General features: G+C 37.6%; 12 protein-coding genes and 4 pseudogenes. 13 read left to right on the forward strand and 3 right to left on the reverse strand.

The window, feature by feature from the left end:
• Positions 1-9: 9 nt before the first annotated feature.
• Entirely contained in the window at positions 10-204 is a 195-nt protein-coding gene (locus M44_RS27070; protein ID WP_155814967.1) for a hypothetical protein, read from the reverse strand.
• A gap of 158 nt (positions 205-362) precedes the next feature.
• Between M44_RS27070 and M44_RS13215 the strand changes: the two genes are divergently transcribed.
• A complete protein-coding gene (locus M44_RS13215) occupies positions 363-752 on the forward strand; it encodes an FxsA family protein (protein ID WP_010174355.1) in 390 nt (129 codons plus the stop codon).
• 16 nt (positions 753-768) lie between these two features.
• Here the strand turns inward: M44_RS13215 and ytvI are convergent, their stop codons facing one another.
• Positions 769-1,887, reverse strand: coding sequence for a sporulation integral membrane protein YtvI (gene ytvI, locus M44_RS13220; protein WP_010174356.1), 1,119 nt, complete (start codon positions 1,885-1,887; stop codon positions 769-771).
• A gap of 306 nt (positions 1,888-2,193) precedes the next feature.
• On the opposite strand from ytvI, the pseudogene citZ reads away from it, so the two are divergent.
• The 6 genes and pseudogenes from citZ to pnpS all read left to right on the forward strand — a co-directional run bounded on the left by citZ (position 2,194) and on the right by pnpS (position 9,094).
• Positions 2,194-3,308, forward strand: a pseudogene (gene citZ / locus M44_RS23165) (citrate synthase).
• Between the two features lie 89 nt (positions 3,309-3,397).
• Positions 3,398-4,669, forward strand: coding sequence for an NADP-dependent isocitrate dehydrogenase (icd, locus tag M44_RS13230; protein ID WP_010174360.1), 1,272 nt, complete (start codon positions 3,398-3,400; stop codon positions 4,667-4,669).
• A gap of 76 nt (positions 4,670-4,745) precedes the next feature.
• Positions 4,746-5,684 carry a malate dehydrogenase gene (mdh, locus tag M44_RS13235; RefSeq protein ID WP_010174362.1) on the forward strand — a complete coding sequence of 313 codons (939 nt, stop codon included), beginning with the start codon at positions 4,746-4,748 and terminating at the stop codon, positions 5,682-5,684.
• Between the two features lie 172 nt (positions 5,685-5,856).
• Positions 5,857-6,330 (forward strand): MaoC/PaaZ C-terminal domain-containing protein, encoded by a 474-nt coding sequence (locus tag M44_RS13240; protein WP_010174363.1) that lies wholly within the window; start codon positions 5,857-5,859, stop codon positions 6,328-6,330.
• A gap of 267 nt (positions 6,331-6,597) precedes the next feature.
• The gene (locus M44_RS13245; RefSeq protein WP_010174365.1) at positions 6,598-7,314 is read left to right on the forward strand and encodes a response regulator transcription factor; all 717 of its coding nucleotides are present in this window, start codon (positions 6,598-6,600) and stop codon (positions 7,312-7,314) included.
• Positions 7,311-9,094 (forward strand): annotated as a pseudogene (gene pnpS / locus M44_RS13255) (two-component system histidine kinase PnpS). The gene M44_RS13245 and the pseudogene pnpS overlap by 4 nt, the downstream one beginning before the upstream one ends.
• A 139-nt stretch (positions 9,095-9,233) precedes the next feature.
• Here pnpS and M44_RS13260 read toward each other — a convergent pair.
• Complete coding sequence (locus tag M44_RS13260) at positions 9,234-9,362, reverse strand: hypothetical protein (protein WP_010174371.1); 129 nt, start codon at positions 9,360-9,362, stop codon at positions 9,234-9,236.
• A 279-nt stretch (positions 9,363-9,641) separates the two neighbouring features.
• Here M44_RS13260 and hflK point away from each other — a divergent pair.
• The 6 genes and pseudogenes from hflK to coaE all read left to right on the forward strand — a co-directional run bounded on the left by hflK (position 9,642) and on the right by coaE (position 16,427).
• Positions 9,642-10,608: pseudogene (hflK, locus tag M44_RS23170) on the forward strand (FtsH protease activity modulator HflK).
• Positions 10,601-11,536 carry a protease modulator HflC gene (gene hflC, locus M44_RS13270; RefSeq protein ID WP_010174372.1) on the forward strand — a complete coding sequence of 312 codons (936 nt, stop codon included), beginning with the start codon at positions 10,601-10,603 and terminating at the stop codon, positions 11,534-11,536. The pseudogene hflK and the gene hflC overlap by 8 nt, the downstream one beginning before the upstream one ends.
• Before the next feature lie 99 nt (positions 11,537-11,635).
• Entirely contained in the window at positions 11,636-14,266 is a 2,631-nt protein-coding gene (gene polA, locus M44_RS13275) for a DNA polymerase I (protein WP_010174374.1), read from the forward strand.
• A gap of 14 nt (positions 14,267-14,280) precedes the next feature.
• Positions 14,281-15,105 (forward strand): DNA-formamidopyrimidine glycosylase, encoded by an 825-nt coding sequence (gene mutM, locus M44_RS13280; protein ID WP_010174375.1) that lies wholly within the window; start codon positions 14,281-14,283, stop codon positions 15,103-15,105.
• Positions 15,106-15,177: 72 nt separating this feature from the next.
• Positions 15,178-15,804, forward strand: coding sequence for a sporulation membrane protein YtaF (ytaF, locus tag M44_RS13285; protein ID WP_010174376.1), 627 nt, complete (start codon positions 15,178-15,180; stop codon positions 15,802-15,804).
• An 18-nt stretch (positions 15,805-15,822) separates the two neighbouring features.
• A pseudogene (gene coaE, locus M44_RS23175) lies at positions 15,823-16,427 on the forward strand (dephospho-CoA kinase).
• Positions 16,428-16,705 lie beyond the last annotated feature (278 nt).

Here is a 16,705-nt window from a genome sequence, read left to right on the forward strand (position 1 = left end):
AACCCTCTGCTAAATGAGTAGCAGTAGGGTTTTTTTGATAGGCTTATGGGCATGAATCCCTCTACTGAATGTAGTAAGTGGAACAACTAAAAGGGTAATGGCTGGAATAGCTAAGCGTGATATAGCTAGAAAAAATGAAGCAAAATCAAGAATAGCCCCTGCTGGATTAATATGTGATAGTACCGGTGGTACATTGCAGTCCATTATCATTTTAGGCTTTTCTATTTTTTTTTTTTTCTTAAACGGCTAAATGATATTTATCATCGAATCATTTCATTGTTTGAAAAGACAAGGTCCCTGTCCCCTTCTATCCCCTGCACTTATGGTATAATGGAGGTAGTATAAAGAGAGGAGTAAATGTCATGAGGTATTTGTTTTTACTACTCATTATTGTTCCAGCTACTGAAATTGGGATATTAATATTTTCTGGTCAAACTCTCGGTGTTATTCCTACCATCGTCTTAATTATCACGACAGGAATTCTTGGAGCTTATCTTGCTAAAAAGCAGGGGATTGAGACGTGGCAACGAGCACAGCGTCAATTGCAATATGGACAAGTTCCGGGTGAAGAAATTATAGATGGACTTTGTATTTTAGTCGGAGGAGTTGTTTTATTAACACCTGGATTTATTACTGATGCTTTAGGGTTTTTCTTACTTCTTCCTTTTACCCGTAAATGGGTGAAGCCCTGGTTACGTGCTCTGTTTAATAAATGGATAGTAAACAGAAATATTATTATCCATAAACCATAAGAAAAAGGCCAATCCACTAAGTTGTGGGTTGGCCTTTTATAAACTTCCAAATATCACGGAATACTCCTGCTTTTTGAAGAGCGGTTATGAGTACAAGAGTGACTGGCCCTAGAATGAGTCCTAAGAACCCTACCAATTTAAATCCAACAAACAAAGCGACTAGTGTAGCTAATGGATCTATTCCAATGGAAGAGGATAGAACTTTAGGCTCCATCAGCTGTCGTTGAATGGTAACGACGCCATACAGGATGGCGAGTCCGATGCCAAGTCGAATGTCCCCAGTTAAAAACTCATAAATCATCCAAGGAATAATAACAGCTGCAGTACCAAGATAAGGTAAGAGATCCACAAGTCCTGCGACAAGTGCAATCGTAATGGCGTATTCCACTCGGAGAATCAAAAGTCCAATTAAGACAATTAGTGTAGTAAAGGTAATAAGAGTTAATTGAGCTTGGATGAATCCGAATAAAGCTTTCTTTAAGTCCTGAACGATTGTTCGACTATGTGATTGTGCCTTTATTGGTAATATATGAATGGTTTTTTCGAGTAATCGTTCCCAGTCCTTGCTGATGAAAAAGGTTGCTAAAAAGATAAATACCAATACAGTGGCGGTATTTGGTATCCACAGTACGGCATTGGGCAATGCCTGGAAAAATCGTTGAATAAAATCTGTCATGGACGTAGCTATGGCAGTTCCTGTATTTTGAATACTGTCCATGATGGAATCCTGTTGACCCGTATCTAGGCTGTTAAACATAACGGAAAGTTGTTCATAAATGGGAATGATTTGCATAGCAACAAAATCCTCGATATAGGTGACAAAGGAATCGATATGTGTTGGCAATACATTCGATAAGTATTCTGCACCGTTGACAATCTCAGCAATTAATAGGGTGATAAGGCCAGCAAACGCACTAACGATTAAGATTAATGAAACAAAAACGGCTAGCCCACGGGGGAGTCGAGTTCTTTTCTCAAGAAAGTTTACTATGGGATTAAGAATATAAGCAAGTCCTATGGCGATAATAAATGGATATGTATATTTTCCTATGTAGTAAACAGCGATAACACTTAAGACAATGAGAACAGCGAGAAAAATCGCCCGGACTCCTCGAAATAACCACTCTTTATTCAATAAAAGTCCTCCAATCGCATTTTCTTCTATTTTACTTGTAAAAAGACAAAAAAAGAAATCTTCAAGAATAAAGATCTTAGTTAACGTTTTAGTAGAAAAACATTTTCTACGTTTTTTAAGTTGGTTTTCGTTCACAAAAGTCAGAAAGTTGTTTATAATAAAAAATGTAAGCGCATCCCAATCGTTATTTTAATGGCGAACCAATTTTTCTTGTTATGAAGGTAAATGAGGGGAGCCTTATTTAAGTATACTAGGATTGCTTAAGCAAAGGTAGTGGGAAATTATTTTGTAAAGGGGAGATTGTTTATGACAGCAACACGTGGACTAGAAGGTATTGTCGCAACAAGTTCATCTATCAGCTCAATCATTGATGATACTCTTACATATGTAGGCTATAGCATCGATGAATTAGCAGAGAATGCTAGTTTCGAAGAGGTAATCTATTTACTTTGGAATCTACGCTTGCCAACAGCTGAAGAGTTAAGAGAGTTTAAATTACAACTTGCTTCAGAGTATGCAGTACCTGAAGAAGTGTTACAGCATTTTAAAAACTATCCAATTGATAAGGTACACCCAATGGGAGCCTTACGTACGGCGGTATCCTTACTAGGGTTACATGATGAAGAAGCCGATGTAATGGAAGAGACAGCTAATTTCCGTAAAGCCATTAGGCTTCAGGCGAAGTTACCTACTCTTGTAACAGCGTTCGCTCGAATCAGAAATGGTCAAGAGCCAATTGCTCCAAATCCAGAATTAAGCTTCGCTGCAAACTTCTTATATATGTTAACAGGCAAAGAGCCAGAAGCGATTGCAGAAGAAGCAATAAATAAAGCGCTTGTCCTACATGCGGATCATGAGCTTAATGCGTCCACGTTTACTGCACGTGTATGTGTAGCGACTTTGTCTGATGTGTATTCAGGAGTGACAGCAGCAATCGGTGCTTTAAAAGGACCTCTTCATGGTGGTGCTAACGAGCAAGTGATGAAGATGTTAACTGAAATTGGTTCACTTGAGAACGTAGAACCGTATATCACAAAAAAACTAGAGAACAAAGAAAAAATTATGGGCTTTGGTCACCGTGTCTATCAAAAAGGTGATCCACGTGCTAAGCATTTACGTGAAATGTCGAAAAAATTAACAACTTTAGTAGGCGAGCCAAAATGGTATGAAATGTCTGTTCAAATCGAAGATTTATTTACTTCTCAAAAAATCTACCACCAAATGTAGATTTCTATTCAGCATCTGTTTACCATAGTCTTGGTATTGAGCATGACTTGTTTACACCAATCTTTGCTGTAAGCCGTGTTTCAGGATGGTTAGCACACATTTTAGAACAATATTCGAACAATCGCTTAATTAGACCTCGTGCAGAATATGTGGGACCAGGCATGCAGACGTACGTCCCAATCGAGCAAAGATAAGAGGAGTATAACTCAAATAATAAAACACGTAGTATAGAGAAAATAGAGACTTAAATGGTCTCTATCACAATGAATTTGGAGGGAATACCATGAGTCAAGGTGAAAAAATTTCAGTTCAAAACGGAGTATTAAACGTACCTAATCATCCAATCGTTCCATTTATTGAAGGAGACGGCACAGGTCCTGATATTTGGGCAGCTTCAAAGCGTGTGTTAGACGCAGCTGTAGAAAAAGCATATAAAGGCGAAAAGAAAATCGAGTGGAAAGAAGTATATGCTGGTGAAAAGGCTTTTAACAAAACAGGTGAGTGGCTACCAGCAGAAACGCTAGATATGATTCGCGAATACCTAATCGCGATTAAAGGACCTTTAACAACTCCAGTAGGTGGAGGAATACGATCTCTAAACGTGGCTCTTCGTCAGGAATTAGACTTGTTTGTGTGCTTACGTCCTGTGCGCTATTTCGAAGGTGTACCTTCTCCAGTTAAGCGCCCAGAAGATACGGATATGGTTATCTTCCGCGAAAACACTGAAGACATCTATGCAGGAATTGAATATGCTAAAGGCTCTGATGAAGTGAAGAAAGTGATTCAATTCCTTCAAGATGAAATGGGTGTAAATAAAATTCGTTTCCCTGAAACATCTGGAATTGGAATTAAGCCAGTATCAGAAGAAGGAACAAGCCGTCTAGTTCGTGCAGCGATTAACTACGCTATTAAAGAAGGCCGTAAATCTGTAACGCTTGTTCATAAAGGGAATATCATGAAGTTTACAGAAGGAGCTTTCAAAAACTGGGGCTATGAGCTTGCAGAAAAAGAGTTTGGTGATCAAGTGTTCACGTGGGCTCAGTATGACAAAATTAAAGACGAGCAAGGTGCTGATGCTGCGAATAAAGCACAAAATGATGCTGAAGCAGCAGGTAAAATTATTGTAAAAGATTCTATTGCAGATATCTTCTTACAACAAATTCTAACTCGTCCAAAAGAGTTCGATGTTGTTGCAACAATGAACCTAAACGGGGACTACATTTCAGATGCATTAGCAGCTCAAGTTGGTGGAATCGGAATTGCTCCTGGTGCGAACATTAACTATGAAACTGGACACGCAATCTTTGAAGCAACTCACGGTACAGCTCCTAAATATGCAGGCCTTGATAAAGTAAACCCATCCTCTGTTATTCTTTCAGGTGTACTGTTATTAGAACACCTTGGCTGGAATGAAGCAGCGGATCTAATTACAAAGTCTATGGAAAAAACCATCGCTTCTAAAGTGGTAACCTATGACTTTGCACGTCTAATGGATGGTGCTACAGAAGTAAAAGCTTCAGAATTTGGTGCAGCTTTAATCGAAAATATGGAATAATACTACGAAGAGAGAGTCTGAAATAGACTCTCTCTTATGTGTACATAAATAGAGTTAATTAAGGGAGGAAAATGAGATGACAATGAGACGTAAAAAGATTTCTGTTATTGGTGGAGGATTTACAGGAGCTACCACGGCCTTTCTTTTAGGGCAAAAGGAACTGGGAGATGTTGTTCTTGTCGACATTCCTCAAATGGAGAACCCAACAAAAGGGAAAGCATTAGACATGCTAGAAGCTAGCCCAGTCCAAGGATTTGATGCCTCTATTAAGGGTACGTCTAACTATGAGGATACAAAGGATTCTGATATTGTTGTGATTACAGCTGGAATTGCACGTAAGCCAGGGATGAGTCGTGATGACCTTGTACAAACGAATCAGAAAATCATGAAATCTGTTACGCAGGAAATCGTAAAATACTCACCAAGCTGTTATATTATCGTGTTAACAAATCCTGTTGATGCAATGACTTATACGGTATACAAAGAATCTGGATTCCCTAAAGAAAGAATTATTGGTCAATCAGGTGTATTAGATACTGCACGCTTCCGTACATTTGTGGCAGAAGAGCTAAATGTATCAGTTAAAGATGTAACAGGATTTGTATTAGGCGGACATGGTGATGATATGGTACCACTTGTTCGTTATTCATATGCTGGAGGAATTCCTCTAGAAACTTTAATTCCGAAGGATCGCTTAAATGCCATTGTAGAGCGTACACGTAAAGGCGGCGGAGAAATTGTGAGCTTGCTTGGGAATGGAAGTGCCTACTATGCCCCAGCAGCGGCACTTGTAGAAATGGTGGAAGCCATTATGAAAGATCAAAAGCGTATCTTACCATCCATTGCGTATCTTGAAGGAGAGTATGGATTTGACGGCATTTATTTAGGAGTTCCTACCATTTTAGGTGGTAGGGGTATTGAAAAAATACTAGAGCTAGATTTAACAGAAGAAGAAAAAGCAGCACTAGAAAAATCAGCAGATTCTGTTAAAAGCGTAATGGCAACATTAATATAAATGCTAATTCGCAAACAAAGAAAAACCTCACCCCAGAGGTTTTTCTTCGTTTGCTACATGGGAAAATAAATGGTACACTATGCATATCAATAATCTGAGTTTACAGACTATTTCACTACGATAAAATGTAAACGGTTACAATAAAGCAGAATGATTAAAGGGGTGCTCATTCATGATTGGAAAGAAAAGAAAAATTGGGAGAAAAATGAGTGAAATTTCAATAGGGGAGAAGCTGTCTATTACTGAAACAATAGAAGATAAGGATTTGTTAATTTACCTTGGATTGTTTAATGATAGTAATCCGCTTTATATTCAGCATGACTATGCATCTCAAACACCACTAAAAAAACCCATAGTACCATCAATTATGATTAACGGAATCATCCATTCCGCCATTTCAAAATATTTACCTGGATCTGGGTCAAGAATTCTAGAGCAGAATCTTACTTACCCCAATCCGGTTTACCATTATGCAACCATTGAAATTTTACTGACGATAATAGATAAAAATGAAGACAAGCATGATGTGACCATTCATGTTGAAGGACACGATGAAGACGACAGAACAGTTGTGGAAGGCTCAATTACGGTATGCCCTCCCCACGAAAAAGAAATGATGAATGGCCAGGCGTTAGAAAATTTTTAATCGTCCAAAATGAAAAAGAAATCCATAGGGGTTTCTTTTTTTTGGTAGTAATAGAATGAATCGAATCATTTTACACAATCTAAATAAAAGGATTCATTCATCAAGTATGTTAAGATAAATTGATCGATTTGATGCGATTTTTTACTATTTTTATACTTGTTAAATTTATTTTTTGAGACAAAGTACGACAATTTTATATTATAATGAAAATAGGATCGAAGGCTTTTCGTAAGTGGGGTACTAAATCTTTAGTGTTTGGAGGAGCTTATGAGTAAGAAAATTCTAGTAGTAGATGACGAGCAATCGATTGTAACGCTATTAAAATATAACCTGGAGCAAGCTGGATATACAGTGCTAACTGCGAATGATGGTGAAGAAGGCTATGAACTAGCTATGTCTGATAAGCCAGATTTTATTGTCCTTGACTTAATGTTGCCAAAAATGGATGGTATCGAGGTTTGTAAAAATTTACGTCAACAAAAAATGATGACACCCATTTTAATGTTAACGGCTAAAGACGATGAGTTTGACAAAGTATTGGGATTAGAACTAGGTGCAGATGATTATATGACGAAACCTTTTAGTCCTCGAGAAGTGGTTGCACGAATTAAGGCGATATTAAGAAGAACTCAAACGCTTATTCAAAGTGCGGTAGAAGAGCAGGACCCAAAGGATTACTTGAAAGTGGGAGAACTAAAAGTATATCCAGAGCATTATGAAGCGTTTATAGGGGAAGAGTTACTAGAGCTTACACCTAAGGAATTTGAATTACTCCTATACTTAACTGAAAATAAAGGGAGAGTATTAACCAGAGATCAGTTATTAAGCGCTGTTTGGAATTATGATTTTGCTGGTGATACACGAATTGTTGATGTCCATATTAGTCATTTGAGAGATAAAATTGAGCAAAACACAAAGAAACCTATCTACATAAAAACGATTAGAGGATTAGGATATAAATTGGAGGAGCCTAAAGTTTCATGACAAAGTTCCGTTCAAGGCTTCTTTTCGCACTCATTACTCTTATTATGTTTGTTTTAGTGGCGGTAGGTCTTTTACTAGGTCAAGTATTTAAGAGTTATTATTTGAGCACGTTTCAATCTAGGTTAGAAAAGAGACAGGGTTAATTGCATCAGAGATTAAACAAGCAGGGGGAATCGATGGAATCGATTCTCTGTCTTTGTCTACATATGCTGAACTTTTAGAGGTGCGTATTTCTATTATAAATGGGAGCAATGAAATTATATTTGATGGAGGACAAGAAGAGTATGATTTAACATCGCACCGAATAACGCTTCAAAATATTGTAGATCAATGGGAATCTAGAAATGATACATTGAATCGCAAGATTGTTGAAAATGTAGAGGTTCGTTATTATTGGGAACCGATCACCAATCAAAATGGGACAGAGCAAGGACTAATTGTATTAAGTACCTCGACGGATGTATTAAAAGCAGCTTACGGGCAAATATGGTTAGTTCTCGCCATTTCACTTGGATTATCTCTCATAATAATCGTGATTCTTGGGAGTAAAATTACTGAACAATATACTAAGCCCATTGAATCAGCGACAAATGTAGCGATTGAGCTTGCAAAAGGTAACTACCGTGCCAGAACCTATGAAGATTATTTAGACGAAACAAGTATGCTAAGCACGTCCATTAACATTTTAGCAAGAAATCTTCAAGAAATGGTATCTGCTCAGGAGCTTCAACAAGACCGTTTGCTCACCTTAATCGAAAATATGGGGAGCGGTTTACTCTTGATAGATCCTAGAGGATTTGTTGTGTTAATGAATAAGACCTTTAAAGAGCTATTTGAAGTGGACCCAAGTAACTATTTAAAGAAAAGATACCATGAAGCTATCCAACATGAAGATATAATAAAAGTAGTCGAAGAAGTCTTTATGACAGAAGAAAAGGTAAGAAAGCAGCTATTACTTCCGCTTCATTTAGAACGAAAGCATTTTGAGGTGTACGGTGCACCTATCATCGGAATTAGCGATGAATGGAAAGGAATATTGCTGGTTTTCCATGATATAACGGAGCTGAAAAAATTAGAACAAATGCGAAAAGATTTTGTCGCAAACGTTTCTCATGAGCTGAAAACACCTATTACTTCCATTAAAGGATTTTCTGAAACCCTCTTGGATGGTGCGCTTGAAGACCGTGATACATTAGAGTATTTCCTAAACATCATGTTAACAGAAAGTGATCGACTGCAATCTCTCATTCAAGATTTGCTTGATTTATCCAAACTTGAACAGCATGGATTTAAGCTAGATGTGTCAACCTTTGACCTCTCAAGGCTTCTTGAAGAAGTGGTGTTGATGTTAAAAGGCAAAGCAGAAGAAAAAGAAATTCAGCTGCAGTTTGAGCCAATACCTGAACTTACACTAGAAGGGGATATGAACCGATTTAAACAAGTGTTTATTAACTTGATTAATAATGCCATATCCTATACAGGTCCGGGTGGACATGTCAAAGTGTTTGTAAAAGAAGAGCGAGATGAGATTACGATAAAAGTACAAGATAATGGGGTCGGTATAGCAGCAAGTGAATTACCAAGAATATTTGAGAGGTTTTATCGCATTGATAAGGCTAGAAGCAGAAACTCTGGGGGAACTGGTTTAGGGCTTGCTATTGTCAAACATATAGTTGAGGCCCATCACGGAGAAATCGATGTGGAGAGTAGTGAAGGGGTTGGAACGACCTTTATCGTTAAAGTATCCAAAGAATTCCAATATCTTTCGACAACACTGTAGGTATTTCGAGTTTTTACAATATATTTACACTTGATTTATGGTACGTTAACAAATACTCTGTAATATAATCTGTGAAAACCCCTTCATCCAAGGAGCCGAAAAAAGGTGAGAACTGACCCCGTTCTCACCTTTTTTCATTTTAATTTGTCGATTTTGTATGGTTAGGTTTATCTGGGTCCCTCTGAGGGTCAATATCTTGACCGTGTTCCCTCTTCATTCGCTGCTCTTTTGATTCGTTTTTCGTCTCTTGCTCTTTTTTAGTCGTCAATCTAATCCCTCCTACTTGTCTGACAAGTATTCTTTACCCCTCTTTAATAGAAAAAAACAAGTAATGGGTCACTGGTGCATAGAGAAAGAATTCCTCGCTTAAAGTATATGAATTTTCTCTAGTACAGAGGTAGAGGTTAAGAAACTAATGCCGTTTCTACATCAGTACAGATCCGTGTGTTGAATCAAATGATCCCCGTTAACTTTTGTTAATTCAATGAAACTATTTCCAACTCTTAACGTATATAATACTAGAACCTAGAAAGAAAGGAAGAGTGCTATGAGCTTAAAAAGATTAATAGCAATCGTTGCCATGACGGTTGGTGGAATACTTGCTATTATCATCTTATTTACGTCTTGGTATACTGTTGATGAATCTGAACAAGCGGTGATTCTAACATTTGGTGAAGCAGATGAAACCGTTCCAGAACCTGGTCTTCATTTTAAGTTACCTTATCCAATTCAAACAGTTGAAATTCTGTCAAAAGAGACATTCTCGCTGCAATTTGGCTATGAGGAGAAGGACGGAGAAATAGTAGAATACCAGCAAGAAACTCAAATGATCACAGGGGATGAAAATATTGTACTGGCAGATTTAGTTGTCCAGTGGAAAATTACTGACCCGAAAATGTACTTGTTTAATTCAGATGACCCAGAAGAGATTTTATTTGATGCCACATCCGCATCTCTAAGAAGTGTAATCGGAAGTAGTACAATAGATGCTGCATTGACCTCTGGTAAAGCTGAAATCGAAGGTCAAGTTAGAGAATTGTTGTCTACTCTTGTAGATAAATATGACATTGGTATCTCTGTCTTAGCAGTAAAGCTTCAAGATGTGGAGCTTCCAAATCAAGAGGTCCGTCAAGCCTTTACATCTGTGACGGATGCGAGAGAAATGATGAACACAAAAATGAATGAAGCGGAGAAATAATAAAAATCAAAAGTTAAATGAAGCTCTTGGTGAAAAAGATGCCATCATCTCAAATGCAGAAGGTGAAAAAGCAGCACGAATAGAGCAAGCTCGTGATGATGTGGCTATCTTTAATAAGCTATATGGTGAGTACAAAAATAATCCAGAAATTACGAGAGAACGGTTAATAATTGAGACGCTTGAGCAGGTGCTGCCTGGTTCTCAAGTATATATAATGAATGATGATGGCAGTACATTAAAGTATTTGCCTATTGAACCTCAAAAAAATGAGTCTACAATACCAGCGCCTATTGAAGGAGGGGATTCCGATGAGTGATGGCAATGTGATTGATATGAATGAGCGTGAAAGAAAGCCTGTATCTTGGAAGAGATTCACAACTATTGGTTTTTTTCTACTAGGATTGGTAATCATTCTAGTCATCTTATTTCAATCCCTTTTTGTTGTAAAAGAAGGAGAATTTAAGGTTGTTCGTCAATTTGGTCAAATTGTGAATATTGTCGATGAACCAGGTCTTTCGTATAAAATTCCTTTTATACAAAGTGTGACGACTTTACCTAAGTATCAAATGACATATGATGTGAATGAGGCTGAAATTAATACAAAGGATAAGAAACGTATCCTTATTGATAATTATGCCGTTTGGAAAATAGAAAACCCTAAACAAATGATTACGAATGCGCAAACACTTGAAAAAGCAGAAGCTCGTATGGAAGAATTCGTCTATTCAGTTGTCCGAACGGAATTAGGTCAATTAGAATATGAGGAAATTATTAATGATGAGAAATCTGAACGTGGCAGCTTGAACGATCGAATAACAGAAAAAGTGAATGAGCTCTTAAAGAAAGATGAATATGGAATTGTGGTTACAGATGTTCGAATGAAGAGAACGGATTTACCAGAAGAAAATGAAATGTCTGTTTATACAAGGATGATTTCGGAACGTGAATCAACCGCACAAGACTATTTATCTAAAGGAGACGCAGCGAAAAGAAGAATTGTTGCTGAGACGGATAGAGAAGTGAAAGAAATGATTTCAACCGCTGAAGCAGACGCTAATGTGATTCGTGCAGAAGGAGAGGCACAGGCTGCAAAGCTATATAATGAATCATTCTCAAAGGATAAAGACTTTTATGAGCTTTATCGTACATTAGAATCCTATAAACGTACAATAGACGGAGAAACGGTTATTTTCTTACCATCTGATTCTCCATATGCAAGATTTTTAATGGGTAATTTTGAATGACCCTAAGGGCCGCCTTTTTCCTTTCTTATTCGAAAGTGTTAGAATAAGAAGGAGAATAGGCGGTTTATTTTTTAATATCATCGCTTGGAGGTTACGAAAATGTCAAAGAAGAAGTTAGTGTTAATTGATGGGAACAGTATAGCGTATCGCGCTTTTTTTGCTCTTCCTTTACTTAATAATGATAAAGGGATACATACAAATGCCATTTATGGCTTCACAACTATGCTCATGAAGATTATGGAGGAAGAAAAGCCTACGCACGTTCTCGTTGCATTTGATGCTGGGAAAACAACCTTCCGTCATGAAACCTTTACTGAATATAAGGGAGGACGTCAAAAGACTCCACCAGAACTGTCAGAGCAATTCCCTTTCATTCGTGAATTATTGAAAGCATATGGAATTTCTCACTATGAACTGCCCAATTATGAAGCAGATGATATTATTGGGACGCTTTCAAAGAAAGCAGAACAAGATGGTTTTAGTGTAAAAGTGATCTCAGGAGATAAGGATTTAACCCAATTAGCCTCAGAACATACAACCGTGATGATTACGAAAAAAGGGATTACTGATATGGAGGAATATACACCAGAGCATATTCGTGAGAAGTGGGAAATTGATGTTTCACAAATCATTGATATGAAGGGTCTAATGGGGGATAGTTCAGATAATATACCTGGTGTTCCTGGTGTAGGGGAGAAGACAGCTATTAAACTGCTGAAGCAATTCTCTTCCATTGAGCAGTTACTTGAATCCATCGATGAAGTAAGTGGTAAAAAGCTCAAAGAAAAACTAGAAGAAAACAAAGAACAAGCGGTCATGAGTAAAAAGCTTGCGACCATTATGACAGATGCACCTGTTGAAATCACACTAGAAGAAGTCTTCTATGAAGGAATAGTAGATGAAGAGCTACAAATGCTCTTTAAAGAGCTTGGATTCCAATCCTTACTTGAAAAATTTGATTTTGAAGGTGGGGCTTTAGAAGAATTAGAAGAACTTTCTTTTAATGTTGCCCATGAGATTACGCAGGAAATGTTGGCTCACCCAAGTGCTCTATATGTAGAAATGTTAGAAGAAAACTACATGAACGGTAAAATTATAGGGTATGGCTTATCAAATCAATCGGGCCATTATTTTATTCCGACTGATATAGCGAGTGAATCTGAAGGATGGCAAGAGTGGCTTCGGGATGAATCGAAAGAGAAGGTTGTGTATGATGCGAAAAAATCCATCGTAGCCTTAAAAAGACAAGGATTAGAATTAAATGGAGTGTCCTTCGACTCGTTACTTGCCGCTTACATTATTAATCCTGCTCAAAATCATGAAGACTTTGCTTCAGTAGGGAAAGAATATGGGTTATCCAGTGTACAATCGGATGAACAGGTGTACGGGAAAGGTGCAAAGCAAGCTGTTCCGAACCTTGATGCTCTTTCTGAACATGTGGCAAGAAAAGCCTCGATGCTTTGGGATCTAACTGAGAAGCTAAAAACGGCATTAAAAGAAAATCATCAAGATGCCCTATTTTTTGATCTTGAGCTTCCTCTTGCCTTTATCTTAGGAGAAATGGAATACCAAGGTGTGAAGGTGGACCGCACCCGATTAACTTCTATGGGGAAAGAACTAGGTGGAAAATTAAAAGAGCTCGAAGAGAAAATCTATGATTTAGCGGGTGAAACGTTTAATATCAATTCTCCTAAACAACTTGGAGTCATTTTATTCGAGAAACTAGAGCTACCTGTGATAAAGAAAACGAAGACGGGATATTCTACTTCTGCAGATGTATTAGAAAAGCTGCAATCGAAGCATGAAATCGTAGAGTATATTTTACATTACAGACAGCTAGGGAAATTAAACTCTACTTATATAGAAGGACTCCTAAAAGTAATTCATGAAGACAGTGATAAGGTTCATACTCGGTTTAACCAGGCGTTAACCCAAACGGGAAGATTAAGCTCAACGGACCCCAATCTACAAAACATACCGATTCGCTTAGAAGAAGGACGTAAAATCCGACAAGCGTTCGTACCTTCTAAGGAAGGATGGGTCATATTTGCAGCTGATTATTCTCAAATCGAACTTCGAGTTCTTGCTCATATCTCCGGCGATGAGAAATTAATGGAAGCATTCCAACAAGATGAGGATGTCCATACAAAAACAGCTATGGAAGTCTTTTCTGTGAGTAAAGACGATGTGACGAGTGAAATGAGAAGACATGCAAAAGCCGTTAACTTTGGAATTGTGTATGGCATTAGTGATTTTGGTTTATCACAAAGCTTGAATATTACACGTAAAGAAGCGGGAGAATTTATTGAACGTTATTTAGACACCTATCCGGCTGTAAAGGAATATATGGAAGACATCGTTGTGGAAGCGAGAGATAAAGGGTATGTATCTACCTTATTGAATCGTAGAAGATATATTCCTGAACTAACGAGTCGTAATTTTAATTTACGAAGCTTTGGTGAGAGAACGGCTATGAATACACCAATTCAAGGTAGTGCAGCAGATATTATTAAACAGGCTATGATCGATATGGCCAAACGACTGGAAGAAGAAAATATAGAAGCCAAGCTTTTATTACAGGTACATGATGAACTTATTTTTGAAGCTCCACAAAGTGAAATAGAGAAATTAAAGACCATGGTTCCAGATGTGATGGAAAATGCTGTAGAACTAAACGTGCCATTAAAGGTTGATTTTGCTTTTGGACCAACCTGGTACGATGCGAAGTAAAGGAGGGAAGTCGTATGCCTGAACTTCCTGAAGTCGAAACGGTTCGCAGAACATTAAAGGAACTAATTGTAGGAAAGAAAATTATTGGTGTAACAGTCGGCTGGCCTAAGATGATAAAGAAACCTGAGCAAGTAGAACAATTTACAGACGCCTTAGTGGATGAAACCATTATGGATGTTCATAGAAGAGGAAAGTTTTTAATCATTGAGACCAGTCATTACTCTTTAGTATCTCATTTACGAATGGAAGGTAAGTACGGTGTGTTTGAGGAAAAAGAAGAGCTACTTCCTCATACGCATGTTATTTTTCATTTCGATGACGATACCTCACTTAGGTACCGAGATGTAAGGAAGTTTGGAACGATGCACCTGTATACAAAAGGTCAGGAATATCTTGATAAGCCTTTGTCAGAATTAGGTCCTGAACCGTTTTCTAAGGAATTTCATTTTAATTATTTGTTTGAAAAGCTTCAAAAAACAGAAAGAGCCATTAAAGCTGTTCTTTTAGATCAAACGATTGTGGTTGGTTTAGGTAACATATATGTAGATGAAGTTCTTTTTAAAGCAGGTATAGATCCTGAACGTAAGTCCAAAACCATTACATTGCAAGAAACAGAACAGTTAACTAGAGAAATTGTTTCTACCCTGACCATTGCAGTGGAAGCTGGTGGGAGTACTATTCGGTCATACATTAATAGTCAAGGGAAAGTCGGTACATATCAAAATCAGTTATTTGTTTACGGACGAAAGGACGAAGCATGTAGAGTGTGTGGAAGTCCAATCTATAAGAAAGTAACAGCTGGAAGAGGTACTCACTACTGTGCCAATTGCCAATCATAAATTCTTTTAACAGTAGATAAGCCCCGCCCATATACTATCCTATCGAAATGGTATATGGGGAGGCACTTACGAATGAACAGCTTCATAACATTACTTTTACTTGCGTTCGCTGTGAGCCTTGATAGTTTTAGTACAGGCCTAACATATGGGTTGCGTAAAATGGGGATGCCGTTAAAATCAGTTTTTATTATTTCATTATGCTCAGGTGTATCTCTCTTATTGGCAATGGGACTAGGTAATATACTTTCCGCTTTTATTCCTGAGTACTGGACAGGAAGAATAGGAGGTACGATCCTCATACTCCTCGGGGTATGGGTTCTCTACCAATTCTTTGTACCTGCTAAAGACGCTCCACTAAGTGATACACTTTTTAAAATTGAAATTAAGTCTTTAGGAGTCGTGATTCAAATTTTGCGGACACCATTACAAGCTGACTTTGACAGAAGTGGAACCATCACAGGGATTGAAGCATTTTTTCTTGGGTTAGCTCTCTCATTAGATGCTTTTGGTGCTGGGATTGGTGCAGCATTACTAGGGTATTCACCCCTCATCCTGTCTCTTTCTGTTGTGATGATGAGTTTTACTTTTCTTTCATCTGGGTTGAAACTAGGGACATTGGTTTCTCACATTCGTTGGGTTCAAAACATGTCGTTTATTCCAGGATTATTGTTAATTGTAATTGGATTATTAAGGTTTTAAAAGAAAGGAATAGTCAGAATGGCCAAGATCATAGGGCTTACAGGTGGGATAGCAAGTGGAAAAAGTACGGTTTCCACTATGCTCCTACAAAAAGGATTTAAAGTAATCGATGCAGATATTGCAGCAAGAAAAGTAGTGGAGCCAGGTGAAGAAGCTTATCTACAAATTATAGAAGAATTTGGTCAACAGATTGTATGGCCTTCAGGTGAATTAAACCGCGAACGCCTAGGAGAGGTTATTTTTAATAATGAGGAAAAGAGGCTAATGCTTAATTCCATTGTTCATCCTGCTGTTAGGAAAGAGATGATCAAAGAAAAAGAAGAAGCCCTTGAGATTGGAAGGAAAACCATTTTTATGGATATCCCCCTTCTTTTTGAAAGCAAGTTAACTTGGATGGTTGATAAGGTTATTCTTGTTTATGTTGAACGAGATGAACAAAATAAAAAAGATTAATGAGACGTAATGAGTATAGTGAAGAAATGGCTCTCTCAAGAATACAATCTCAGATGCCCCTGGAAGAGAAGGTAGCCCTCTCGGATATCATAATAAACAATAATAAAACATTTAAAGAGACCGAAGATCAGGTAGATTCTATTATTGAGAAGTGGGAGTTAAAGCCTTGACCAATGGGTTAAGGTTTTTTTCTATGCACCTCAAATGATTTGAATATATAACAAATCCTCATTCTAACCAACTTTTATAAATTCCCAATATTCAATTTTAATCCGTTTAACTATAAACTGTGTCAAACAACACTGCCCGATTTCTGCAGTGGTTTCGCTTGCCACAAGCAGTGGCAACAACCCATAGAATTGCAGTATATACTAATCTTTAGATTTTGGAGTGATAGTAGATGAAGCTTTAAATCTTATACAGATGGAAGCATTTCATATCTATAGGG

It is taken from the genome of Bacillus coahuilensis m4-4, from assembly GCF_000171615.1.
Classification (GTDB): Bacteria; Bacillota; Bacilli; order Bacillales; family Bacillaceae_K; genus Bacillus_T; species Bacillus_T coahuilensis.

Excerpts from the sequence above, each read along its gene's own strand:
- M44_RS13245 (WP_010174365.1), top strand. The coding sequence starts at position 6,598 with ATGAGTAAGAAAATTCTAGTAGTAGATGACGAGCAATCGATTGTAACG.
- M44_RS27070 (WP_155814967.1), bottom strand. The coding sequence starts at position 204 with ATGGACTGCAATGTACCACCGGTACTATCACATATTAATCCAGCAGGG.
- hflC (WP_010174372.1), top strand. The coding sequence starts at position 10,601 with ATGAGTGATGGCAATGTGATTGATATGAATGAGCGTGAAAGAAAGCCT.
- icd (WP_010174360.1), top strand. The coding sequence starts at position 3,398 with ATGAGTCAAGGTGAAAAAATTTCAGTTCAAAACGGAGTATTAAACGTA.
- mdh (WP_010174362.1), top strand. The coding sequence starts at position 4,746 with ATGACAATGAGACGTAAAAAGATTTCTGTTATTGGTGGAGGATTTACA.
- ytaF (WP_010174376.1), top strand. The coding sequence starts at position 15,178 with ATGAACAGCTTCATAACATTACTTTTACTTGCGTTCGCTGTGAGCCTT.
- mutM (WP_010174375.1), top strand. The coding sequence starts at position 14,281 with ATGCCTGAACTTCCTGAAGTCGAAACGGTTCGCAGAACATTAAAGGAA.
- M44_RS13240 (WP_010174363.1), top strand. The coding sequence starts at position 5,857 with ATGATTGGAAAGAAAAGAAAAATTGGGAGAAAAATGAGTGAAATTTCA.
- M44_RS13215 (WP_010174355.1), top strand. The coding sequence starts at position 363 with ATGAGGTATTTGTTTTTACTACTCATTATTGTTCCAGCTACTGAAATT.
- polA (WP_010174374.1), top strand. The coding sequence starts at position 11,636 with ATGTCAAAGAAGAAGTTAGTGTTAATTGATGGGAACAGTATAGCGTAT.